This window comes from Streptomyces sp. bgisy100 (assembly GCF_057709105.1).
Genome location: NZ_JBYITE010000014.1, coordinates 17,607 through 40,974, shown reverse-complemented (window position 1 = coordinate 40,974; position 23,368 = coordinate 17,607). Strand labels below are relative to the sequence as shown.

Here is a 23,368-nt window from a genome sequence, read left to right as displayed (position 1 = left end):
CAGGCGTTTCGCGGGCCGGACCGGGTAGGGGCACTGGCGGTCGGCCGTCCGGACAGGTGTCCGCTCTCCGGACGACCGATTGGACATTCGGGACCCTCACCGGCTCATGATGAGGGTCAGGCCGTACCAGCCCGGACGGCCACTGCGGAGAGGAAGCCGGATGAAGGTCGGAATCGTCGGAGCCACCGGTCAGGTCGGCGGTGTCATGCGCAAGGTGCTGGCCGAGCGGGACTTCCCGGCGGAGCAGCTGCGGCTGTTCGCCTCCGCCCGTTCCGCCGGACGGACGCTCCCGTGGCGGGACGGCGAGGTCACCGTGGAGGACGCGGCCACCGCCGACTACTCCGGCCTGGACATCGTGCTGTTCTCGGCCGGCGGCGCCACCTCGCGCGCCATCGCCGAGAAGGTCGCCGCGCAGGGCCCCGTCGTGATCGACAACTCGTCCGCGTGGCGGCTGGACCCGGACGTGCCGCTGGTGGTCGCCGAGGTCAACCCGCACGCCGCGGTGGACCGCCCCAAGGGCATCATCGCCAACCCGAACTGCACCACCATGGCCGCCATGCCGGTGCTGCGCCCGCTGCACCGGGAAGCCGGTCTGAGCGCCCTGGTCGCCACCACGTACCAGGCCGTGTCCGGCTCCGGTCTGGCCGGCGTCGCCGAGCTCGACGGCCAGGTGCGCAAGGTCGCCGACCGGGCCACGGAGCTCACCCACGACGGGTCGGCCGCCGACTTCCCGGAGCCGGACGTCTACCGGAAGCCGATCGCCTTCAACGTGCTCCCGCTGGCCGGGAAGATCGTCGACGACGGCCGCTTCGAGACCGACGAGGAGCAGAAGCTCCGCAACGAGAGCCGCAAGATCCTGGAGATCCCGGACCTCAAGGTCTCCGGCACCTGCGTCCGTGTCCCGGTCTTCACCGGCCACTCGATCCAGGTCAACGCCGCGTTCGACCGGCCGATCAGCGTGGAGCGGGCGTACGAGGTGCTGGCCGGCGCCCCCGGTGTCGCCCTCTCCGAGATCCCGACGCCGCTGGAGGCCGCGGGCCAGGACCCGAGCTACGTGGGCCGCATCCGGGTCGACGAGACCGTGGAGAACGGTCTCGCGCTCTTCCTGTCCAACGACAACCTCCGCAAGGGCGCGGCGCTGAACGCCGTGCAGATCGCCGAGCTGGTGGCGGCGGAGCTGAGCTGACGCGGGCGCCCGCGGGCGCGTCGCACTGTGCGGCCGGACGTCCCCTCGGGGCGTCCGGCCGTTCGGCTTCCCACCGGGCCGGGGCGGACGACGCGGCGCGTCGGGCGGGGTGACGGCACCGCCCGGGCCCCCGGACGCCCTACCACCGGGTACGCCGCGCGGCCGCGACGGCCACGGAGCCCGTCCGCAGCCGCGTGGATCATTCCTCCGTCCGCACCCGCCGCGCGTGGAAGGATGGCCGGAAAGACTCGGAAAACAAGGAGATGACCAGGTGCCTGGCACGAACCTCACCCGCGAGGAGGCGCAGCGGCGGGCCAGCCTGCTGCACGTCGACTCCTATGAGATCGACCTCGACCTGAGCGGGGCCCAGGAGGGCGGCACATACCGGTCGGCGACCACGGTGCGCTTCGACTCCGCGGAGGCCGGGGCGGAGACCTTCATCGACCTGGTGGCGCCGGCCGTGCATGACGTGGTGCTCAACGGCACCGCCCTCGACCCCGCCGAGGTCTTCCGCGACAGCCGGATCGCCCTGCCGTCGCTCGAAGCCGGCCCGAACGAGCTGACGGTCGTCGCCGACTGCGCGTACACCAACACGGGTGAGGGCCTGCACCGGTTCGTCGACCCGGTCGACCAGCAGGCGTACCTCTACACCCAGTTCGAGGTGCCGGACGCCCGCCGGGTCTTCGCGTCGTTCGAGCAGCCGGACCTCAAGGCGGCCTTCCGGTTCACCGTGAAGGCCCCCGAGGGCTGGACGGTCATCTCCAATTCCCCCACGCCCGAACCCGCCGACAACGTCTGGCGCTTCGAGCCGACGCCGCGGATCTCCAGCTACATCACGGCGCTGATCGTCGGCCCGTACCACAGCGTGCACAGCAGCTGGGAGGGGAACGGCCGCAGCGTGCCGCTCGGCATCTACTGCCGTCCGTCGCTGGCCGAGCACCTCGACGCGGACGCCATCTTCGACGTCACCCGGCAGGGCTTCGACTGGTTCGAGGAGAAGTTCGACTACGCGTACCCGTTCGCCAAGTACGACCAGCTCTTCGTGCCGGAGTTCAACGCGGGCGCGATGGAGAACGCGGGCGCGGTGACCATCCGCGACCAGTACGTCTTCCGCTCGAAGGTCACGGACGCCGCGTACGAGACGCGCGCCGAGACGATCCTCCACGAGCTGGCGCACATGTGGTTCGGCGACCTGGTCACCATGGAGTGGTGGAACGACCTGTGGCTGAACGAGTCGTTCGCCACCTACACCTCCATCGCCTGCCAGGCGCACGCGCCGGGCAGCAAGTGGCCGCACTCCTGGACCACGTTCGCGAACTCCATGAAGACCTGGGCGTACCGGCAGGACCAGCTGCCGTCCACCCACCCGATCATGGCCGAGATCCGCGACCTGGACGACGTCCTCGTCAACTTCGACGGCATCACCTACGCCAAGGGCGCCTCGGTGCTGAAGCAGCTGGTGGCGTACGTCGGCATGGACGAGTTCTTCGAGGGCGTGCAGGCCTACTTCAAGCGGCACGCCTTCGGGAACACCCGGCTCAGCGATCTGCTCGGCGCCCTGGAGGAGACCTCCGGCCGCGATCTGAAGGCCTGGTCGAAGAAGTGGCTGGAGACCGCCGGGATCAACATCCTCCGCCCGGAGATCGAGACGGACTCCGCGGGGGCCATCCGCTCCTTCGCCGTCCGGCAGGAGGCCCCGGCGCTGCCGGCGGGCGCCCAGGGCGAGCCGACGCTGCGGCCGCACCGCATCGCCATCGGCTGCTACGACCTGCAGGACGGCAGGCTGGTCCGCACCGAGCGGGTGGAGCTGGACGTCGACGGTGAGCTGACCGAGGTCCCGGCGCTGGCGGGCAAGCGGCGCCCGGACGTGATCCTGCTCAACGACGACGACCTCACCTACACCAAGGTCCGGCTGGACGCCGACTCGCTGGCCACGGTCACCCGGCACCTGGGCGACTTCGAGGCCTCGCTGCCGCGGGCGCTGTGCTGGGCCTCGGCCTGGGACATGACCCGTGACGGCGAACTGGCCGCCCGCGACTACCTCGCCCTGGTGCTGTCCGGCATCGGGAAGGAGTCGGACATCGGCGTGGTCCAGTCCCTGCACCGCCAGGTGAAGCTGGCCCTCGACCTGTACGCCGCCCCGGACTGGCGGGAGACCGGTCTGGCGCGGTGGACCGAGACCGCCCTGGAGCAGCTGCGCGCGGCCCGCCCCGGCAGCGACCACCAGCTGGCGTGGGCCCGGGCGTTCGCGGCCACGGCACGCACCGACGCCCAGCTCGACCTGGTCTCCGGCCTGCTGGAGGGCACCGAGACGATCGAGGGGCTGGCCGTCGACGCCGAGCTGCGCTGGGCGCTGCTCCAGCGGCTGGCGGCGACCGGCCGGGCGGACGAGAAGGCCATCGCGGCGGAGCTGGAGCGGGACCGGACGTCGGCGGGCGAGCGGCACGCGGCGACCGCCCGCGCGGCCCGTCCCACCCGGGAGGCGAAGGCCGACGCCTGGGCCTCGGTCGTGGAGTCCGACGAGCTGCCGAACGCGGTGCAGGAGGCGGTGATCGGCGGCTTCGTCCAGACCGACCAGCGCGAGCTGCTGGCGCAGTTCAGCCCGCGGTACTTCGCCGCGGTGAAGGGCATCTGGGAGACCCGCAGCCACGAGATGGCCCAGCAGATCGCGGTCGGGCTGTACCCGGTGCTCCAGGTCTCGCAGGCGACGCTGGACTCCACCGACGCCTGGCTGGCGTCGGCCGAGCCGTCGGCGGCACTGCGCCGGCTGGTCACCGAGTCGCGGGCGGGTGTCGAGCGCGCCCTGAAGGCCCAGGCGGCGGACGCGGCGGCAGCCGGCCGGGCCTGACCGGCACCGCACGCACGAGGGCGCCCCGGGACGAGGTCCTGGGGCGCCCTCGTGCGTGGGGCCGACGGACAGCACCTCCGCCCCGGAGAGTCAGCCGGACGGGGAGGCGTTCGCCGGACGGTCCTCCCCCGACCGGTCCTCCGCCGACCGCTCCTCCCCCGGCCAGTCGCGGCGGGTCTCCCTCAGGTGCTCCACCGCCATGGCGTCCGTCCGCTCCGGTGAGCCGCCGAGTCGGTGCACCACGACCCACTGGCCGTCCGGGAAGGCCCCGGCAAAGGCGGAGGCGTTCCGGGTGGCACCGTTGTGCCAGGTCAGCCCGGCAGCCGACTGCCAGGTCGGGGCCGGGGCACCGAGACTCCCCTCGACCAGAAGGCCGATGACGAGATCGGCCGTGGCCCGCGGTGTGGCCCACATGCCCCCGGCGGGGAGGATCGCTCCGTCCATCGTCCAGGGCCTGAGCTCCCTCCCGAACAGCCCCCGTGCGACCAGCCGTCGGCCCGGCGGACGGGCCGCCACGCCGTGCTCCAGGCCCAAGGGCTGGAGGACGTGCTCCCGCACCAGCTCCCCGTAGGGACGCGCGCCCGCCGCCACCAGGGCCGCACCGAGCACCGCGTATCCGAGGTTCGAGTACTCCGTCGACGCGCCGGGAGCCGCGGTGGTGAGCCCGTCCAGCCGCCGGATCAGGGCGCGGAGCGCATCGTCGGTGAACGCGGCGTAGGGGTCCCGGCCGGCCAGGCCCGGGGGCAGCCTCGGGAGCCCCGAGGTGTGTTCGGCGAGGTGCCGCAGCGTGATGCCGGTGCCCGCCGGGGCGTTGAGGAAACGCTCCACCGGATCGTCGGGGTCGAGTGTGCCCGCGGCGGCCAGCCGCATGAGCAGGGTTCCGGTGAGGATCTTGGTGAGCGAGCCGATCTCCACGAAGGCGTCCGGGTCGTGCCCGTGGCTCACTCGGGGTGCCGCATGGCTGCTCAACAGACAGGTGGGGACACGACGCACGGTCGGTGGGTTTCCCTTCGGGGATGGCGTGCGGACGGCGGGGGATGCGGGCGCGGGGCGGTCAGTCGCGCCGCGGCACCGCGCAGGCCGCGGTGGAGCCGGGCATGCGCAGCCGGTTGGCGGAGACCCAGGCGTAGACGCGCCGGGCGCAGAAGCGGACCCCCGGCAGGGTGAGGAGCGCCGCCGCGGCTCGGTAGCGGCGGGCCGGCGCCGACCGTACGTACGCGGCGATGGCGTCGGCTCCGCCGCACACGACGGCGGCACCCCGGAACACCAGCACCTCGTGGTCGAGCCGTTCGACATGGGGCCCGGTGACCGCGTCGGGCAGCGACTGCCACGGCACGGCCGACATCCTGGGCCGGGCCCTGGCGGTGAGCGTGTCGATCGTCCGCTGGCAGAAGCCGCAGTCCCCGTCGAAGGCCAGGACCGGCAGGTCGCGGCCGTCCGCCGGGCGGTGGTGGCGACGGCCGGGCCCGTCGGTCCGGCTCTCGTTCGGCGCTGGTTCGGACGCCATGGCGAATCCCCCTCTGCACACGCGGTCGCTTGCCATTCTGCGGCACCGGGCCCGGTGGTTCGGCCACCGGGCCGGAAGGGGCGCTCGGTCCCCCGGCCGTGGAGCCGCGCATGCACGGCCGCTCGCCCCGCAGCCCGCGCCGGCCACCGGCCCCGCCCTGCCGGACGGCCGTTGGCGTTTGCCGGCCGGCCGTTGGCGTCAAGCCGTACGGCAGCGGGCCCCATGCCGTACGGCTGCGGGCCCCATGCCGTAACGGCCGCAGGCCTCATGCCGTAACGGCCGCGGGCCTCACATCGTCCCGGCCCCTCGCTGGAGATACCCGTGCCCCGGAGGTATCCGTGCCGCTGGAGGTACCCGTGGAGCGCGGCGGAGGCGGCGAGGCAGCGCAGGCCCCGGTGGTGCAGCTCCCGTTCCCGGTCGGTCAGTTCGTCGAGCAGGCGGTCGGGGCTGCCGGTCCGGCGCAGTTCGTCCAGGACCGCCGCGATGGCGGGCAGCGGGTGGTGGGCTCGCCGCAGCAGTGCCACGACCTGCGCGAGATGCAGCTCCGAGCGGCTGTAGACGCGGTATCCCGTGGCCGGTTCACGGTCCGGCCGCAGCAGACCGCGGTCCTCCCAGAGCCGGAGGACGGCCGGCCGTACGCCCGCGGCACGGGCCACCGGGCCGATCCGCAGGCCGCCACGGGCGGTACCCGACGGTGGTGCCGGACCCGCCCACACGGTTCTCAAGGCGTCGTGCACCGCCGCCAGTTCGGCGCGCTCCCGGTCCAGCCGGGCGTGGCCGGCGTCCAGCGCGGCCAGGGCGGCGGCCAGGTCGTCGCGGTGGATCGCCCGCAGGACGGCGCGGGCGGTCGCCCAGCCGTGTCCGGCGGCCGTGGCGCGAGCGGCGGCCAGGGCATCGGCGTGCACCGCGGTGAAGACGCGATAGCCGCCGGCGGTGCGTTCGACCGGCGGGAGCAGCTCCATGTCGACGTAGTTGCGGAGCTGCTGCACCGAAATCCCCGCCGATCGCGCGAGGTCGGCCGCGCGCAGCCGGTCCGCCATGCCGCCTCCCCGTCCTCGCGCCCCGGGCCGGCACGATCGCCCCGGTGTCTCACCGCCGGTTGAGACTTTTCGGTCATCTCCTCTGGCCCACCTGCGGCAACCGTGCCCAAGTCCCTCATAGCAATGCAATGGAAAAATGGACACCGGGCCCGCTGACCGGAGTTGAGCAGTTCCTTGAGCTGGAGGCGACAGACGTGAAATTCGTTCTCGAAGTCGATCTGAACGAGGGGAAGGTGACGGAGGACGGCGCGGGCGAGCTGGGCCGCATCCTCCGGTACTGGGCCGGGAACCTCCGCCGTTACCCGCTCCGGCCGGGCGACGGTTCGGCCGTCCACGACTCGGACTACCGCGAAGTGGGGCAGTGGAGCGTGGTGGCGACCACCGGGGGCTGATCGGCGACCACCGGGATTGGTCCTTCCCGGGGCGCCTCGCACCGGCGTCCCGCGCGGGACGGTGCCACCGTCCCCGTTCCGCGGCGGACGCCGGGCGTCGGCACGGGCATCGGGCATCGGGCATCGGGCATCAGTACGGCGGGCGCCGGGCACCGGAACGCCAGCGGCGCACCGCATGCCCTGCCGCCAACCCCGGAGAACAGCCGCTCAGCGGCCGTACGCAGCGCGAGGGCGCCCCGGGCCTCGCTCGGCCGGGGCGCCCTCGCGCTCAGGTTTGCTCGCGTGGCGTCGCCGCGGAGGTGACGCGGACGTGCGTCAGCCCTGCGGCTTGCGGCTCTTGTCGCCGACCATCACCAGGCCAGTGATCACCAGGAACAGCACGATGGGGGCGAAGACATAGAGTCCGAGCGTCTCGCCGACGCTCAGGCCCGGGCCCGGGTCGTCGCCGGCGTCGCGGGTCAGCGCGAGGGCGGGGGACGACATCAGCAGCATCATCAGCGTCGTACCGGCCGTGACAGCTCCGGCGCGCAGGGTGTTCTTCTTGTCCACAGGGTCACCGTAGCGGGCGGCTCCGCGGCCTGCGCGGCCGGGGTGCCCCTCCGGAGCCCCTCGGCCGGGACGCTCCTCGGGGCGGAGCGGCGGGTGAGCCGCCTCAGGGAGCCGGACGGAGCGGGCGGTCGTCCCCGTCCGTCGGGCGCCGCGGCTCGGGCGCGTCGTCCGGACCGTACGGGCCGGGCCCAGACCGTCCCACGGGCTCCGACGGCACGGGCGCGTCGGGGCGGCCGGGCGGCTCGGGCACGGGCTCCGTGGGGCTGCCGGGGGCTGTGGGGCTGCCGGGTGCTGTGGTGCTGGTGCCGGGGGCTGTGGTGCTGCCCGGTGCCGAGATTCCGCCGGAGTCCGCGGAGTCCGCCGCAGGGACCTCCGCCCCCGCCTCACCAGCCCCGGCCGCACCTGCTCCCCCGGCCGTCGCCGGCACGGTCACCGCGGTTCCCGCCGACGGCATCCCGGCCGCGGCCTGAGACGGAACGGCCGAAGTCGGTGCAGCCGGAGAATGTGCCGCCGGAGACGGCCCGGCCTGCCCGGGCATCCGTTCCGCGAGCCCCGTCATCAGCGCGCGCAGCCGCGGGGAGGCCGCGAGCTGTTCCAGGGTGACCGGGCGGCCGTCGGCGTCCGCGACCGGGAGCCGCCAGTTCGGGTACTGGTCCCAGGTGCCGGGCAGGTTCTGGGGCCGGCGGTCGCCGACGCCGTCGGGCAGCCAGACGCCGACCATGCTCGCCGGAGTGCGCGCGAGGAAGCGGTGGACCGCCCGGATCGTCTCCTCCTCGTCCTCGACGCCCTCCGGCAGCAGCTCCAGCCGCCGCAGCAGCCGCAGCCACTCGGCGACCTCGGCCTCGTCCGCGGCCCGTTCCTCGGCGAGCGGCCGGGACAGCAGCCCGAGCCGGTGCCGCAGCTCGACGTGCTCACCGGTGAGCCGCGCCGCGGTGCTCGGCAGGTCGTGCGTGGTCGCGGTGGCGAGGCAGCCGGCGCGCCAGGCCTCCGGCTCCAGCGGACGGGCGGGGCCGTCCGCCGCGCCCGCGTAGTCGCGCTCGAACCAGAGCACCGAGGTGCCCAGGACCCCGCGTCCGGCGAGGGCGTCGCGGACGCCCGGCTCTACCGTGCCCAGGTCCTCGCCCAGGACCACCGCGCCCGCGCGGTGCGCCTCCAGGGCCAGCGTGCCGAGCATCGCCTCGGCGTCGTAGCGGACGTAGGTGCCCTGCGTCGGTTCGTGGCCCTCGGGCACCCACCACAGCCGGAACAGGCCCATCACATGGTCGATGCGCAGCGCGCCCGCGTGCCGGAGGAGGCCGCGCAGCAGCTCGCGGTACGGGGCGTATCCCGCGGCGGCCAGCGCGTCCGGCCGCCAGGGCGGGAGCCCCCAGTCCTGGCCCCGGGAGTTGAAGGCGTCCGGGGGCGCGCCGACGGACATGCCGGCGGCGAAGGCGTCCTGCCGGGCCCAGGCGTCCGCGCCGCCGGGATGCACCCCGACCGCGAGGTCGTGGACGAGGCCGATGCCCATCCCGGCGTCCCGCGCGGCCCGCTGGGCGTCGGCGAGCTGGCCGTCGGTCAGCCAGGCCAGCCAGCGGTGGAAGTCGACGCGGTCGCGCAGCTCGGCGCGGGCCCGTGCGGTGTGCGCGGAGCGGGGATCCCGCAGGCCGGCGGGCCAGGCGTGCCAGTCGGGGCCGTGGATCTCGGCCAGTGCGCACCAGGTGGCGTGGTCCTCCAGGGCCTGCCCCTGGGCGGCGAGGAAGGCGGCGTGGGCGGCGCGGCGGCCGGGGCCCGGCTCCACGGCGCGCACCAGTTCCAGGGCTTCGCGCTTGAGCCGCCACACCGCGTCGCGGTCGATCAGGGCGCCCTCGTGGAGCACCCCGTCCCGTAACGCGGCGGCCTGCCCCACGAGCCGCGCGGCGCGGTCCCGGGCCGGGCCGGTCAGGTCGGCGTACTCCGGGACCTGGGTGACCCGCAGGTGGACGGGGTCGGGGAAGCGGCGGGAGGAGGGGCGGTACGGCGAGGGGTCGGTCGGGTCCGTGTCCCGGCCCCGCACAGCGGCGTGCAGCGGGTTGAGCTGGAGGAATCCGGTGCCGAGGGACCGTCCGGACCAGGCGGCGAGGTCGGCCAGATCGCCGAGGTCGCCCATGCCCCAGGAGCGGGCGGAGAGGACGGAGTAGAGCTGGACCAGGAAGCCGTACGTCCGGGCGGCGGGCTGCGGGACGCAGTCCGGGGCGACGATCAGGGTGGCTCGGCCGGTGCGGCCGTCGGGGGCCGTGGCGTGCAGCAGATGGGTGCCGAGCGGGAGCCGGTGCGCGGGACCGGGGCCCGGCGTCCCCGCGGACGGGGTCATTCCGCGGAGGAGGGCGGCGGTGTCCCACGGCAGATGCTCGCCGCGCTCGGTCTCGATGTGCAGCACGGTGCCGTCCGGGAGGGACGGGACCGGGGCGCCCGCGGCCGGGAGGCCCCGCAACGGGGCTCCGGGGGCCGCGGTGCCGGTCGCGGGCGCGCCGCCGGCCGCGAGCGGGGCGGTCGGGGGCGGCGCGGCAGGCGCGACGGGTGTGCGCAGGACCAGGGTCTCGGGCAGCAGGCGGTCCGCTGCCCGGTGGGCCTGGAGGTCGAGGGCTGCTCGGACGGCTCGGGGCGTGGTGGCGTCGACTCCCAGCGCGGCGAGGACGGCGACGACCGTGTCCTCGGGCACTTCGACGGTACGGCCCGGCGAGGGCTCGTACGCGGTGGCGACTCCGTGCAGTGCGGCGAGCCGCGCAAGGCCCATCTAGACCTCCATGGACTCCGTACCCGCGCCCTGGCCGGTCGCGGTCGGCTCACTGGTCAGGGGAAGTTCGGTGGCGAGCGGCGGCTCGCTGGTGAGGGGGCAGCTGTCGGCCAGCGGCGGCTCACTGGTGAGCGGCGGCTCGGCCCACTCACTGGAGCTCGCGCCGTCCAGGCCGGAGTCCGGGTCGGACAGGCCGTCGAGGTCGAGCGGGTTGGCGGGCATGGGATCCAGGGGTTCGACGACGGGGGCTGCGGGTTTGGAACGGGTGGACAGAAGCAGAGGTGCGGACGTGGCCACGAGGGGCCTCCCTGGGTGTTCCTCGGCAGTGGGTCAGATCGAGCCCTACCCAGCGGATGCCGGAGCAGACGTAAACGCCCGGGGAAGGTGTCCCAGCTCACAATAGGCATACCGTGCCCGATTTCACGGCCGGACGGGCTCCCGGGCGCAGGGATTGCCGGAGAACGGGCGTCCCCGACGGCGGATTTTCTGCTGGGCGGCGGTGACGATCACAGGGACGAGGGGCGGGGACGGCAGGCCGGCCGCCGGGCCCGTCGACCGTGCCCGATCAGGGCCGCCACCAGCAGCGATGCCCACGACCCCGGCCCCGCCATCACTGCGGAAACCCGGCCCGGCCGGCTCTGCACCGAGAAACCCGGCCCGGCCCGCCCCAGCCTCCTCCGGCCCCCTCCGAGGCTCCGCTTCAGCGCACCCGGGGCCGCCGGTCCCGCCAGGGCGCGGCGGCCTCCAGCTGGGCCGCGAGCGACAGCAGCGGGCCCTCCGAGCCGTGCGGCCCGCCCAGCATCATGCCGACCGGCAGCCCCGCGCCGGTCCAGCCGAGCGGCAGCGAGACGGCGGGCAGTCCGGCGATGTTCCACGGCGCGGTGAACGGGGTGAAGGCGAGCTGCGCCCGGAAGTCGGCCGCCGGGTCCGCGTCGTTGCGGAGGGCCCCCACCGGCTGCGGGAGCTGGGCGAGCGTCGGGGTGAGCACCGCGTCGAAGGGCGCCACCCCCGCGGCGAAGCGGCGCCCCGCGGCCTGCATGGCGGCGAGCGCGAGGGCGTAGTCCACGCCGTCGGTCGCCCGGCCCCGGTCGCGCAGGTAGCGGGTGAGCGGCATCAGCTCGTCCTCGCGCTCCGGCGGCACCGGCGGCAGCGCGGACAGCACCGCCCAGACGGGCGTGAAGGCGTCCCGGTCGCCGGGGCGCAGCGGCTGCTCGGCCTCCACGACCTCGTGTCCCAGCTCGGCGAGGAGGGCGGACGTCTTCTCGTAGGCGTCCAGCACCTCCGGCGCCACCTCGACGCCCGGCACGTCGGGGCGGGCCCAGCGGCCGATCCGCAGCCGGCCGGGGGGCCGCTCGCACCAGTCGAGGAAGGGGCCGGCCGGCGGCGCGACGGGGGACGGGTCGCCCGGCACCGGGCCGGCCATGACGTCGAGGAGCGCCGCGGTGTCGCGGACCGTGCGGGCCAGCGGCCCCGCGGTGACGAGCCCGCTGACGTCACCCAGCGGTGCCGGACTGACCCGGCCGCGGCTCGGCTTGAGACCGACGAGGCCGCAGCAGCTCGCCGGGATGCGGATGGAGCCGCCGCCGTCGCTGCCGGGCGCGGCGGGAGCGAGCCCCGCGGCGACGGCGGCTGCCGCGCCGCCGCTGGAGCCGCCCGCGCCGAGCGCCGGGTCGTACGGGGTGCGGGCCGGCGGGCCGACCCGGCTCTCGGTGTACGCGGGGAGTCCGAACTCGGGGGTGCTGGTCTTGCCGAGCAGGACGGTCCCGGCGCGTTCGAGCAGGCCGACGAGGTGGGTGGCGGCCTCCGGCGGCGCGGTCCGGTCGGCGAATACGGCCGATCCGCCGGTCCAGCGGACGCCGGGCACCGGGTCGAGGTCCTTGACCGGCAGCGGCACCCCGAGCAGTGGCGGGAGGTCACCGCCGCCCCGGCGGGCGAGGAGGTCCGCCGCCCGGCGGGCATCGTCGAGCGCGCGGTCCGCGGTGACGGTGAAGTACGCGCCGACGGTGGCGTCGAGGCGTTCGATCCGGCGCAGATAGTGCTCGGCGAGTTCGACGGGTGACAGGGCGCCGTTCCGGATCGCTGCTGCCTGCTCCAGCATCGTGAGCTCGTGCGGGTCCACCATTCGGCCACTGTACGGCGCGCGTGGGGCACGGGGCCGGTGGCCGAAGAGCGGCCGCAGCGCGCGGTTCGTACCGCCCGCGGCCCGCCCCGGAGCGTGCGCCCCGCGCAGGAGGAACCGGCGGTGGCCGGCCGGACCCGGAACGGCACCGCCCGTCCGGGGAACAGCCACCGAGGACACGACCGCCCGCCCGGAGGAACAGCGCCCCGTACAGCGGGCCCGCCCGGAGGAACAGCCACTCAGTACAGCGGGCAGGCCCGGGGAGCAGTCACGGGGTACGGCACCGCCCGCCCGTGGCACAGTCGAGGCACCGTCAGGGCGAGTTCGCACGGCGCCCGGTGGGACCGTGCGCCGCTCCGCGCGCGGGGGGCGAGTGGTCTCCTCGGGGAGCAACCCGCCCACATCGGTCACCGTCGTTGACACCCCCGTGAAGCGGGTGGTGGGCTCGGTGCCCATCGGCACACCAGCGACCGGGCGAGGAGACAGCCGTGCAGCTGCGGGGGAGCGGACCGTACGGGCGCCGGGAGCGGGGCGGACGAGTGGCCGGGGCGACGGCGCTGGCGGCCGCGCTCATCGGCGGGCTGCTCGGCGGCGCTCCCGGCGCGGTGGCCGCCCCTCACCCGCAGCCGGGCGGCGGCTCCAGCGCCGCGGCCGAGGACCGGGAGAGCGACAGCGCGGTTCCGGCCGTCTGGCCCCGGCCGCAGCAGGCACGTGCCCAGGGGTCACCCGTCCGGGTGACCGACGAGGTCGTGCTGGTGGCGGAGGACGGCACCGATCCGTACGCCCTGGAAGTACTGCGCGCCGCGCTGCGGTCCGCCGGGGCCCGCACGGTGGTGGACCACCGTCCCGATGCCCCGCTGCCCTCCCGCGGACTCGTCGTACGAGCCGACCGGCGGGGCGCGCAGGACGCGTTGCGCGCTCTGCGGGCTCCCGCACGCGGGGACCTGCCGTCCGGCGGCTACCGGCTGGCGTCGGGCCGGGTCGGCGGCCGGGACACCGTGGCGCTCGACGGCGTCGGGCCGGACGGGCTGTTCCACGCCGCGCAGACGCTGCGGCAGCTCACGGTGGGCCGGGACGGGGCACGGTCCTTCGCCGGGGTGCAGGTGCGCGACTGGCCCACGACCGCGGTGCGCGGGATGACCGAGGGCTTCTACGGCTCGCCCTGGTCCCTCGAACAGCGCCTCGACCAGCTCGACTTCATGGGCCGCACCAAGCAGAACCGCTATCTGTACGCGCCCGGCGACGACCCGTACCGCCAGGCCCGCTGGCGCGATCCGTACCCGGCCGCCGACCGGGCCGCGTTCCGGCGGCTCGCCGAGGGGGCCCGGCGCAACCACGTCACCCTGGGCTGGGCCGTCTCCCCCGGCCAGGCGTTCTGCTTCTCCTCGGATGAGGACCTGCGTGCGCTGAGCCGCAAGGTCGAGTCGATGTGGGCGCTGGGGGTGCGCTCGTTCCAGCTGCAGTTCCAGAACGTGAGTTACAGCGAGTGGACTTGCGACGAGGACGGCGACCGGTTCGGCTCCGGGCCCGCGGCCGCGGCGAAGGCGCAGGCGCGGGTGGCGAACGCGGTGGCCCGGCGGCTGGCCGAGCGCCACCCGGAGGCGCCCGCGCTGTCCCTGATGCCGACCGAGTTCTACCAGGACGGCGCCACGGACTACCGGCACGCCCTCGCCGAGCGGCTGGACAAGCGCGTGGAGGTGGCGTGGACCGGGGTGGGCGTGGTGCCGCGGACCATCACCGGGGGCGAACTCCGGGACGCCCGCGCCGCGTTGGACCACCCGCTGTTCACCATGGACAACTACCCCGTCAACGACTTCGCGCAGGACCGCCTCTTCCTCGGCCCCTACACCGGCCGGGAGCCGGCCGTCGCGACCGGCTCGGCGGCCCTGCTGGCCAACGCGATGGAGCAGCCGGCCGCCTCGCGCATCCCGCTGTTCACGGCCGCCGACTACGCCTGGAACCCGCGCGGCTACCGCCCCCGGGAGTCCTGGACGGCGGCGGTGGCCGAGCTCGCGGGCCCGGACCGGGAGACCCGTGAGGCGGTGGCCGCGCTGGCGGGCAACGACGCCTCGTCGATGCTGGGCGGGGACGAGTCCGCCTATCTGCGGCCCCTCATGGCGGAGCTCCGGGAGGCCTACGCGGGCCGGGACCGCCGGAAGCTGGCCGCGGCGGCGGAGCGGCTGCACCACGCCTTCGCGGTGATGCGCGAGGCCCCGCGGCGGCTGTCCGGCCATCCGCTGGCCCGGGACGCGAAGCCCTGGCTGGCGCAGCTGGCCCGGTACGGCGAGGCGGGCGGACGCGCGGTGGACATGCTGCTGGCCCAGGCGGCGGACGACGGTCCGCGGGCCTGGCGGGCCCAGCTGGACGTCCGCCGGCTGCGCAAGGAGATCGGCGCCGAGTCCGCGACCGTCGGCCGGGGCGTGCTGTCACCGTTCCTGACGGAGGCCCTGCGCCTGGGCGACCACTGGACCGGCGCGGACCGGGTGCGGTCCCGTACGTCCTTCACCGAGGGCCCGTCCTCGCTGACCCTGGCCCTGGACCGGGCCCGGCCGCTGGCGGCGGTGAGTGCGCTGTCCGAGCCGGCCGGGCGCGCCGGGACCGCGGTGACGGTGCGGGCGCACGTCCCGGGTGAGGGCTGGCGCCGGGTCGGCGCGCTGTCCGACGACGGCTGGACCCAGCTGCAGGGCCGCGGGATGCGGGCCGACGCGCTGCGGCTGTCCTGGCCGGAGGACGGCGAGGCCCCGGCGGTGCACAGCCTGGTGCCGTGGTTCGCGGACACCCCGGCGGCGCGGTTCGAGCTGAGCAGCGGCGAGACGGACGCCGAGATCGGCGGGGAGCCGCAGACCGTCACCGCGGAGATCACCTCGCAGCGCCCCTCGCGCATCCGCGGCCGGCTGGTGGCCGACGCCCCGAAGGGCATCCGGGTCGAGGTTCCCGAGGAGACGGTGGCGCCGCGCGGGGCGAGGACGACCGTGCCGGTGCGGGTCTCGGTGCCCGAGGGCACCCGGGCCGGCCGGTACGAGGTGCCCGTGGACTTCGGCGGGGAGCGGCGCACCTTGGCGGTACGGGCGTTCCCGCGGGCCGGGGGCCGGGATCTGGCGCGCCGCGCGAAGGCCACCTCCTCGGGGGACGAGACGGCGGACTTCCCCGCGTCGGCCGCGGTCGACGGGAACCCCCGGTCCCGCTGGTCCTCCCCCGTCGAGGACGGCGCCTGGCTCCAGCTGGAGCTGGAGCGGCCCGCCCGGGTCGGCCGGCTGGTGCTGCACTGGCAGGACGCGTACGCCGCCGGGTACCGCGTGCAGGTCTCGCCCGACGGGCGCCGCTGGCGCACGGCCGCGACGGTCCGGGAGGGCCGGGGCGGCCGGGAGACGGTCGGGCTGGACGCACCGAAGGACACCCGGTTCGTCCGGATCCAGGGCGACCGGCGCGCCACCCGCTTCGGCTATTCGCTCTGGTCGGTGGAGGCGTACGCCGTCAGCGACTGAGGGGGCCTTGCACCACGGGCGCCCGATGAGGTCGCGTGGTGCCCCCTGACGCCCGCACGGCGGGGGTACCGCGAACCCGGCCCGGGGACGGGGCGGTCCGGAGCGCTGTGCCCCGCTCCGGCCCTGAAACGGCTTCGGGCGCCGTCCGCCGGATCAGCGGGAACGGACGCCGGATCTCCGGGGAGGCGTTTCTCACGCCGGCCGGCTCCGGTGCGCCCCGCCCGTCACCGCCGGTGCGCCCGGCCCCGCCGGTCCGCCCCCGGCCCGTACGCCACAGCAGAACGCCCGCCCCGCCCGGACGGCGGTGACGGGCGGGGCGCGGCAGGGACGACTGAGGCCCGGTCTCAGGCAGATATGCCGTCGATCCGGGCCATCGCGTCGTCCGCGCCGTACGGCTGCAGGTATGGCAGCCAGCGCGGGTCTCTATGCCCCGTGCCGATGATCCGCCACGCCAGTCCGGACGGCGGGGCGGGTTGGTGCCGCAGCCGCCAGCCCAGCTCCGCGACGTGCCGGTCGGCCTTGACGTGGTTGCAGCGGCGGCATGCGGCCACCACGTTCTCCCAGGCGTGCTGGCCGCCGCGGCTGCGCGGAATGACGTGATCGACGCTGGTTGCGACGCCACCGCAGTACGCGCACCGGCCGCCGTCACGGGCGAACAGGGCGCGGCGGGTGAGCGGAACGGGCCCCCGGAAGGGGACCCGCACGAAGCGCTTGAGACGGACGACGCTGGGTGCGGGAATGACAGTGGTAGCGCTGTGCATCAGGGCGCCGGAGTCCTCGAGGCTGATCGCCTTGTCGTTGAGGACGAGGATGAGCGCGCGGCGGAGCGGTACGACGCCGAGCGGCTCGTACGACGCGTTGAGGACCAGGACGTGCGGCACGGGTGCCTCCTTGTACGCCGGCGGCGCGTGGCTCGCGCCGGGACGATCTGTTCTCAGTCTCTCCTCATGCCTGGTCGCGGCGCCACCACGTCCGGGTAACGCATCCAGAGTGTTTTCGACCACACCCTTTTCTTCCCCCGCCGAAACCCGCGCTCTCTCGAACAGAGCAACGGATCATTCCGCTTGCCCCGTTAGTGTGGTTGGTCTGCCCGCGCCCCTCATGGCGGGTGGGCCGCCCCGCGGCCCGTGGTCTACACGGAAGGTTTCTGCTGTGTCCTGGTTGCTGGCCACTGGCACGACGACAACAGCGCCCTCGCTCCGAGAGGCGCAGGACAACGCCTCCCAGGCAGCCGGCTGGCTCGAGGCGAACTGGTCGACCTGGCTCAGCGCCGGGTTGCGGATCCTGCTGATCATCGTCATCGCGATGGTCCTCAGGTCGGTCGTCCGCAAGGCGATCACCAAGTTCATCACCCGGATGAACCGCACCGCGCAGGCCGTGGACGGCACCGCGCTGGGCGGTCTGCTGGTCAATGCCGAACGGCGCCGGCAGCGCTCCGAGGCCATCGGATCGGTGCTGCGCAGTGTCACATCCTTTGTGATTCTCGGCACGGCGGCGCTCACCGTCCTGTCGATCCTGAACATCAACCTGGCCCCGCTGCTCGCCAGTGCCGGTGTCGCGGGTGTGGCCCTCGGTTTCGGCGCCCGCAACCTGGTCACCGACTTCCTCTCCGGCGTCTTCATGATCCTCGAGGACCAGTACGGCGTCGGCGACACGATCGACGCGGGCGTCGCGGCCGGCGAAGTGATCGAGGTCGGACTGCGGGTGACCAAGCTGCGCGGCGACGAGGGCGAGATCTGGTACGTCCGCAACGGAGAGGTGAAGCGGATCGGCAACAAGAGCCAGGGCTGGGCCACGGCCTCCGTGGACGTGCCGGTGCGCTACGACGAGGACCTGGAGACCGCCCGCCGCACCATCCAGGAGGCCGGCGACGCGATGGCCAAGGAGGAGCCCTGGAACGAGCGGCTCTGGGGCCCGGTGGAGGTCCTGGGCCTGGACTCGGTGACGCTGGAGTCGATGGTGATCCGGATCGCGGCGAAGACCATGCCCGGCAAGGCGCTCGGGGTGGAGCGGGAGCTGCGCTGGCGCGTCAAGCAGGCGTTCGACACCGCGGGCATCCGGATCGTCGGCGGGCTGCCGCTGGAGGCGGCGGAGGGCGCTGCCGACCCGACGGCGGGCATGGCCGCGCCGTCCGCGCTGAGCAACCCGTCGTCGCCGCAGTCGATGAGCGCGACGCCGATCGCGCCCCCGGCAGGCGGCGGCGGCACGAATCTGACGAAGTAGCGGGCTCCGCCGCCCGCTTCCCCACGGCCCCCTCCGTTCGCGGAGGGGGCCGTGGTGTGTCCGGGGCACCCTCGGGGAGGGTGCCCCCTTCGTCCTCCGCCGTGCGACCGGCCCGTGATCCCGCGCGGACCGGGCTGCGCCACTCGCTCCCCCTCTCGCACACCGGTCTTCCCCAGCACTGGCCTTTTCCCGCACAACGCTGCGGCGGGACCGGCCGCTGCGGGAGCATCGGCCGTAGGTCGCCACCGGTCCCCGGAGGTACGCCGAGGGACGACCCGGATGCCGACGGCGCCGTCACCGACAGCAGTCGCGACACCGACAGCCCTGGAGGGCCGATGCCGGATGCTTCCCGGGAGCGGGGCCCGCGCCCCCGCAGGATCACGGTGGTGGGCGGCGGATCCACCTACACCCCCGAGCTCGTCGACGGCTTCGCCCGGTTACGGGACGTCCTGCCGCTCGACGAGCTGGTGCTGGTCGACCCCGCGGCTGACCGGCTGGAGCTCGTCGGCGGCCTCGCGCGGCGGATCCTCGCCCGGCAGGGCCACGGCGGCCGGGTCGTCACCACCGCCGACCTCGACGCCGGGGTGGACGGCGCGGACGCCGTCCTGCTGCAACTGCGCGTCGGCGGGCAGGCGGCCCGCGCCGGGGACGAGACCTGGCCGCTGAGCTGCGGCTGCGTGGGGCAGGAGACCACCGGCGCGGGCGGGCTGGCCAAGGCGCTGCGCACCGTGCCGGTGGTCCTGGAGATCGCCGAGCGGGTGCGGCGGCGGAATCCCGGGGCCTGGATCATCGACTTCACCAACCCGGTCGGGATCGTGACGCGCGCGCTGCTCGGGGCCGGTCACCGGGCCGTCGGGCTGTGCAACGTCGCCATCGGGCTGCAGCGGAAGTTCGCCGGTCTGCTGGGGCTGCGTCCCGAGGAGCTGTATCTCGACCACGTCGGGCTCAACCACCTCACCTGGGAGCGGGCCGTCCGGCTCGGCGGGCCCGGCGGGAAGGACCTGCTGCCCTCGCTGCTCGCCGCGCACGGCGCCGCCCTCGCCGCGGACCTGCGGCTGCCGCGCGCCCTGCTCGACCGGCTCGGCGTCGTCCCCTCGTACTACCTGCGCTACTTCTACACGCACGACGAGGTGGTGGCGGAGCAGCGGGACCGGCCGGCCCGGGCCGCCGAGGTGGCGGCGATGGAGCAGGAGCTGCTCGCGATGTACGCCGATCCGGCGCTGGCGGAGAAGCCCGCGCTGCTGGCCCGGCGCGGCGGGGCCTACTACTCGGAGGCCGCGGTGGCGCTGGCCGCCGCCCTGCTGGGGGACGGCGCCGGGGAGATCCAGGTGGTCAACGCGGCGAACGGCGGTGTGCTGCCGTTCCTGCCGGACGACGCGGTGGTCGAGGTCCCGGCCCGGGTCGGCCCCGGGGGCGCGGTGCCGCTGCCGGTGGCGCCGCTGGACCCGCTGTACGCGGGGCTGGTCGCCGGGGTCGCCGCGTACGAGGACCTGGCCCTGGACGCCGCCCTGCGCGGCGGCCGCGACCGGGTGGTGAAGGCCCTGCTGGCCCACCCGCTGATCGGCCGGTACGGGACCGCGGAAGCGCTGGCGGACCGGCTGATCGCCCACAACCGGGAGCATCTGGCATGGGCCTGAACTCCCCGGCGGACGGCGGGCGGGCCGGGGTGCCGGCCCCGGACGCGGAAGCCGGGGCGGCCGTCGCGCCGGGCGGCCCGGCCCCGGCCGCCGCGCCCGGCACCCGGGTCCCGGCGATGAGCCCCGGCGCCCCGGTCCCGGCGATCACCCCGGGCGTCCCGGGCCCAGCGACCGCCCCCAACCCCCCGGTCCCGGCGGGCACCCCGGGCGTCCCGGGCCCAGCGACCGCCCCCAACGCCTTGGTCCTGGCCATCGACGCGGGCAACAGCAAGACCGATGTGGCGCTGGTCGGCGCGGACGGCAGCGTGCTGGGCACCGCGCGCGGCGGTGGGTTCCGCCCTCCCGCGGTGGGCACCGGCGCCGCCGTGGACGCCCTGGAGCGAACGGTCCGGCGGGCCGCCCGGGCGGCCGGGCTCGGCACCGAGGACCTGCCGTACGCCGTCCAGGTCGCCGCCTGTCTGGCCAACGCCGATCTCCCGGTCGAGGAGCGGCAGTTGCGGGAGGCCCTGCACGAGCGGGGCTGGGGCGGCACGACGGAGGTCGTCAACGACACCTTCGCCGTGCTCCGTTCGGGCGTGGACGAGCCGCGGGGCGTCGCCGTGGTGTGCGGCACCGGCATCAATTGCGTCGGCCTCCTGCCGGACGGGCGCACGGCCCGGTTCGCCGCGCTGGGGCGGCTCTCCGGCGACTGGGGCGGCGGCGCGGAGCTCGCCGAGGAGGCCCTGTGGTGCGCGGCGCGGGCGGCGGACGGCCGGGGCGGGCCGACCGCTCTCGCCACGGCCCTGCCCGCCCACTTCGGGCTGCCGGACATGGGCGCGCTGATCGAGGCGCTGCACCTGGGGCGGGTGCCGCGGGCGCGCCGCCGGGAGATCCCGCCCCTGCTGTTCGCGACGGCGGCGGCCGGCGACCCTGCCGCCCGCGCCCTGGTGCGGCGGCAGGCGGAGGAGATCGTCGCGCTGGCGGTGGTCGCCCTGACCCGGCTCGGGCTGCTCGGCGAGGAGGTGCCGGTCGTGCTCGGCGGCAGTGTGCTCGCCGCCCGCCACCCGCTGCTGCTGGACGGGATCACGGCCGCGCTGGCCGCGCGCGCCCCGAAGGCGGTGCCCCGGGTGGTGACCGAACCCCCGGTGCTGGGCGCGGCGTTGCTCGGTCTCGACCGGCTCGGTGCGGGACCGGAGGTGGCCGCACGGCTGCGGGCGCACTTCGCCCCGGCCGACTTCCCGGCAGACGCTCCGGCGGACTGCACAGCGGAGGACTCCGGGGACGGCGCAGCGGACGGCCCGGGGGACGGCCCGGCAGACGGGGACGCCGCGGGCCGCCCCCTCCTCCGGTAGAGGGGACGGCCCGCGGCGGTGCGGCAGACCCGCACTCAGGGGACGTACACGCTGTTCCCCAGCTCGGACAGGCCGCGGTCGCCCGGGTACACCACGGAGTCGAGCTCGCCGGAGCAGTCGGTGCCGGTGTAGACGTACGCCAGGGCGTCGGTGCCGTTCTCCACGGTGGCCGGGAAGCCGCTGACGCGGTAGCAGCCGCCGGGATTCCAGTGGCTGATGTGGTTGACGGTGAGCACTCCCCAGGCGGCCACGGCGGACTGCGGGACGGCGAAGGTGAGCAGGACGGCCGCGGCGAGCGTTCCGAGCGTGGTGGCGATCCGTCGCATGGGACGTTCCTCCAGTGGCAGAGGGAGAGCGGTGGGACGGCTGGGAGTCCGCCCACGACCGAACGTATCGACAGAGACACGCATCGTCACCGGCGTGCGGGAGCGCGGGAGTTCATCCGGGCGCCACCGGCGCATCCGGGCCCGACCGGGCGCCCGGCCAACGGCCACCCGCCTCGGCGCACCACCAGGGAGCCCCCATGCCGGCAGCGGCCTCCACGGCACCCGAACCCGCCCGGCGCGAACAGGAAACCGCGCGCCGCCCGTTCCCTCCCGGCCGCAACCGGGGCCGACCACACATGGGAACCGAACGGATACGGTACGCGTCATGAACACCGGGGGCCGGTCTCCCGTGCACCGCCGGCCCGCGTGTTCGGTAGCGATCCGAACAAGATCCAGTCAATCCCGGTGTGGATACCGGTCACCACGGCCATACTTCAGGCCGGGTACCTGTCCTGCGCCACGGGGGCGACGGGCCACGGTCAGCGACCAAGGGGGAGGTCCAGTGACGCACCCGCCGACAGGGACGGCGGCACCACCGGCCCCCGCACGCCCGACCGCCTGGGCCGAGGGGCTGGACCGGCTGCGGGCCGGATCGGCCACCGAGCCCGGACGGCTGCGGATCATCGGAGCCCTGCTGGCCGTCCTCGTCGCCGCGTTCGGCGGGGTGACGGCCTGGCAGACCTCCGAGCGGGAGGCCGCGGCCGACGACGTGGTGCGGCGGAGCCAGCCGCTGAGCGCCGACGCCGCCAGCATCCACCGCTCCCTCGCGGACGCCGACACCAGCGCCGCGGCGGGCTTCCTGGCGGGCGGGCAGTGGCCGCCCGAGGTGCGGGAGCGCTACGAACGGGACATCGACACCGCGTCGGCGCTCCTGGTGAAGGCCGCCGCCAACAGCGAGGGTTCGGGCTCGGCCCGCCGCCGGATCGCGACACTCAACGAGGAACTCCCCGTCTACACCGGCCTGGTCGAGCAGGCGCGGGCCAACAACCGGCAGGGGCTGCCGCTCGGCGGAGCCTATCTGCGGTACGCGAACGAGCGGATGCGGACGCGGCTGCTCCCCGCCGCCCGCGCGCTGTACGAGGCCGAGACCGCCCGGCTGGAGGCGGACTACACGGCGGCCACGGCATGGCCGTGGGCCGCCCTGGGCACCGGCGCCGCCGCCCTGGGCGCGCTCGGCTGGGCCCAGCGGCGCGAATTCCTCCGGACGAACCGGGTGTTCAGCCAGGGTCTGCTCGCGGCGACCGGCGCCACGGCGGTCGTCCTGCTGTGGCTGGCGGCGGGGCACGCCCTGGCGGCCGCCGGTCTGCACGAGTCCCGGGACAGCGGCGCGCGGTCGCTCCAGGTCCTCAACGAGGCGCGGACCGGCTCGCTGCAGGCCCGCGGGGACGAGAGCCTGACGCTGGTGGCCCGCGGGGCGGTGCTCACGCCCGACGGCCGGGACTTCTACGAGACGGGCTACCGGGCGCGGATGGCCGAACTGGCCGGCCGCGGCACGGGCGCGGCGGCCCGCGGCTCGCTGCTGGACCGGGCCCAGCGGCTGGCCGACGACGCCGCGGGCCGGGACCCGGTGCGCAAGGCGGCGGCGGAGGTCCGGGTCTGGCAGCGGCGGCACGCCGAGGCCCGGAAGACGGACGAGGGCGGCGCCTACGAGGACGCGGTGCAGCGGGTCATCGGCGGCGGTGACACCACCGGGGCCTCCTTCGACCGGGTGGACGCCGCGCTGGCGTCCGCCGTGGCCCACGAACAGCGGGAGTTCCGGCGGGCGGCGGACAGCGGACGGGGCGCGTTCACCGGACTGCCGGCCGGCGCCGCGGTCCTGGCGCTGCTGGGGGCCGCCGCCGCGCTGCTGGGGATCGGCCGCAGGCTGTCGGAGTACCGGTGATGGGAGGGGAGCCCCCGGTGAGGGAGCGCCGAGTGCGACACGAGCCCAGGAGAACGCCGCGGCGGCTGCGCGGCTGGGGAGGCGTTGCCGG

15 protein-coding genes and 2 pseudogenes are annotated in these 23,368 nt (G+C 75.5%); 8 read left to right on the top strand and 9 right to left on the bottom strand.

Features of this window, described 5'->3' with window-relative positions:
• Positions 1–160 precede the first annotated feature (160 nt).
• Together AC3EQ1_RS12525 and pepN are read left to right on the top strand one after the other, a co-directional pair.
• On the top strand, positions 161–1,186 hold the full coding sequence (locus tag AC3EQ1_RS12525) for an aspartate-semialdehyde dehydrogenase (protein WP_432094394.1): 1,026 nt from the start codon (positions 161–163) through the stop codon (positions 1,184–1,186).
• A 271-nt stretch (positions 1,187–1,457) separates the two neighbouring features.
• On the top strand, positions 1,458–4,034 hold the full coding sequence (gene pepN, locus AC3EQ1_RS12520) for an aminopeptidase N (RefSeq protein WP_432094393.1): 2,577 nt from the start codon (positions 1,458–1,460) through the stop codon (positions 4,032–4,034).
• 90 nt (positions 4,035–4,124) lie between these two features.
• On the opposite strand, the gene AC3EQ1_RS12515 is transcribed toward pepN, so the two are convergent.
• From AC3EQ1_RS12515 to AC3EQ1_RS12505, 3 genes and pseudogenes are all read right to left on the bottom strand, one after another.
• Entirely contained in the window at positions 4,125–5,027 is a 903-nt protein-coding gene (locus tag AC3EQ1_RS12515; RefSeq protein WP_432094458.1) for a serine hydrolase domain-containing protein, read from the bottom strand.
• A 61-nt stretch (positions 5,028–5,088) separates the two neighbouring features.
• Positions 5,089–5,541 carry a thiol-disulfide oxidoreductase DCC family protein gene (locus AC3EQ1_RS12510; protein ID WP_432094392.1) on the bottom strand — a complete coding sequence of 151 codons (453 nt, stop codon included), beginning with the start codon at positions 5,539–5,541 and terminating at the stop codon, positions 5,089–5,091.
• Between the two features lie 524 nt (positions 5,542–6,065).
• A pseudogene (locus AC3EQ1_RS12505) lies at positions 6,066–6,581 on the bottom strand (MerR family DNA-binding transcriptional regulator); the annotation flags it as partial.
• Positions 6,582–6,709: 128 nt separating this feature from the next.
• On the opposite strand from AC3EQ1_RS12505, the gene AC3EQ1_RS12500 reads away from it, so the two are divergent.
• Positions 6,710–6,973 carry a hypothetical protein gene (locus tag AC3EQ1_RS12500; RefSeq protein ID WP_432094391.1) on the top strand — a complete coding sequence of 88 codons (264 nt, stop codon included), beginning with the start codon at positions 6,710–6,712 and terminating at the stop codon, positions 6,971–6,973.
• A 315-nt stretch (positions 6,974–7,288) separates the two neighbouring features.
• On the opposite strand, the gene AC3EQ1_RS12495 is transcribed toward AC3EQ1_RS12500, so the two are convergent.
• From AC3EQ1_RS12495 to AC3EQ1_RS12480, 4 genes and pseudogenes are all read right to left on the bottom strand, one after another.
• Positions 7,289–7,522 (bottom strand): hypothetical protein, encoded by a 234-nt coding sequence (locus tag AC3EQ1_RS12495; RefSeq protein ID WP_351515281.1) that lies wholly within the window; start codon positions 7,520–7,522, stop codon positions 7,289–7,291.
• Positions 7,523–8,027: 505 nt separating this feature from the next.
• Positions 8,028–10,274: pseudogene (gene malQ / locus AC3EQ1_RS12490) on the bottom strand (4-alpha-glucanotransferase); the annotation flags it as partial.
• Positions 10,275–10,571 carry a hypothetical protein gene (locus AC3EQ1_RS12485; RefSeq protein WP_432094390.1) on the bottom strand — a complete coding sequence of 99 codons (297 nt, stop codon included), beginning with the start codon at positions 10,569–10,571 and terminating at the stop codon, positions 10,275–10,277.
• Between the two features lie 403 nt (positions 10,572–10,974).
• Complete coding sequence (locus tag AC3EQ1_RS12480) at positions 10,975–12,396, bottom strand: amidase (protein WP_432094389.1); 1,422 nt, start codon at positions 12,394–12,396, stop codon at positions 10,975–10,977.
• Between the two features lie 485 nt (positions 12,397–12,881).
• Here AC3EQ1_RS12480 and AC3EQ1_RS12475 point away from each other — a divergent pair, with 485 nt between their 5' ends.
• The gene (locus tag AC3EQ1_RS12475; RefSeq protein ID WP_432094388.1) at positions 12,882–15,878 is read left to right on the top strand and encodes a beta-N-acetylglucosaminidase domain-containing protein; all 2,997 of its coding nucleotides are present in this window, start codon (positions 12,882–12,884) and stop codon (positions 15,876–15,878) included.
• A 344-nt stretch (positions 15,879–16,222) separates the two neighbouring features.
• Here AC3EQ1_RS12475 and AC3EQ1_RS12470 read toward each other — a convergent pair whose 3' ends face one another.
• The gene (locus AC3EQ1_RS12470; protein WP_351515286.1) at positions 16,223–16,759 is read right to left on the bottom strand and encodes an HNH endonuclease; all 537 of its coding nucleotides are present in this window, start codon (positions 16,757–16,759) and stop codon (positions 16,223–16,225) included.
• A 220-nt stretch (positions 16,760–16,979) separates the two neighbouring features.
• Between AC3EQ1_RS12470 and AC3EQ1_RS12465 the strand changes: the two genes are divergently transcribed.
• From AC3EQ1_RS12465 to AC3EQ1_RS12455, 3 genes are all read left to right on the top strand, one after another.
• Positions 16,980–18,101 (top strand): mechanosensitive ion channel family protein, encoded by a 1,122-nt coding sequence (locus AC3EQ1_RS12465; RefSeq protein WP_432094387.1) that lies wholly within the window; start codon positions 16,980–16,982, stop codon positions 18,099–18,101.
• Positions 18,102–18,436: 335 nt separating this feature from the next.
• A complete protein-coding gene (locus AC3EQ1_RS12460; RefSeq protein WP_488187155.1) occupies positions 18,437–19,738 on the top strand; it encodes a family 4 glycosyl hydrolase in 1,302 nt (433 codons plus the stop codon).
• Positions 19,739–19,854: 116 nt separating this feature from the next.
• The gene (locus AC3EQ1_RS12455; protein ID WP_432094456.1) at positions 19,855–21,069 is read left to right on the top strand and encodes an N-acetylglucosamine kinase; all 1,215 of its coding nucleotides are present in this window, start codon (positions 19,855–19,857) and stop codon (positions 21,067–21,069) included.
• Positions 21,070–21,104: 35 nt separating this feature from the next.
• Here AC3EQ1_RS12455 and AC3EQ1_RS12450 read toward each other — a convergent pair whose 3' ends face one another.
• Complete coding sequence (locus tag AC3EQ1_RS12450) at positions 21,105–21,395, bottom strand: hypothetical protein (protein ID WP_432094386.1); 291 nt, start codon at positions 21,393–21,395, stop codon at positions 21,105–21,107.
• Between the two features lie 502 nt (positions 21,396–21,897).
• Here AC3EQ1_RS12450 and AC3EQ1_RS12445 point away from each other — a divergent pair.
• Complete coding sequence (locus tag AC3EQ1_RS12445) at positions 21,898–23,277, top strand: hypothetical protein (RefSeq protein ID WP_432094385.1); 1,380 nt, start codon at positions 21,898–21,900, stop codon at positions 23,275–23,277.
• Positions 23,278–23,368 lie beyond the last annotated feature (91 nt).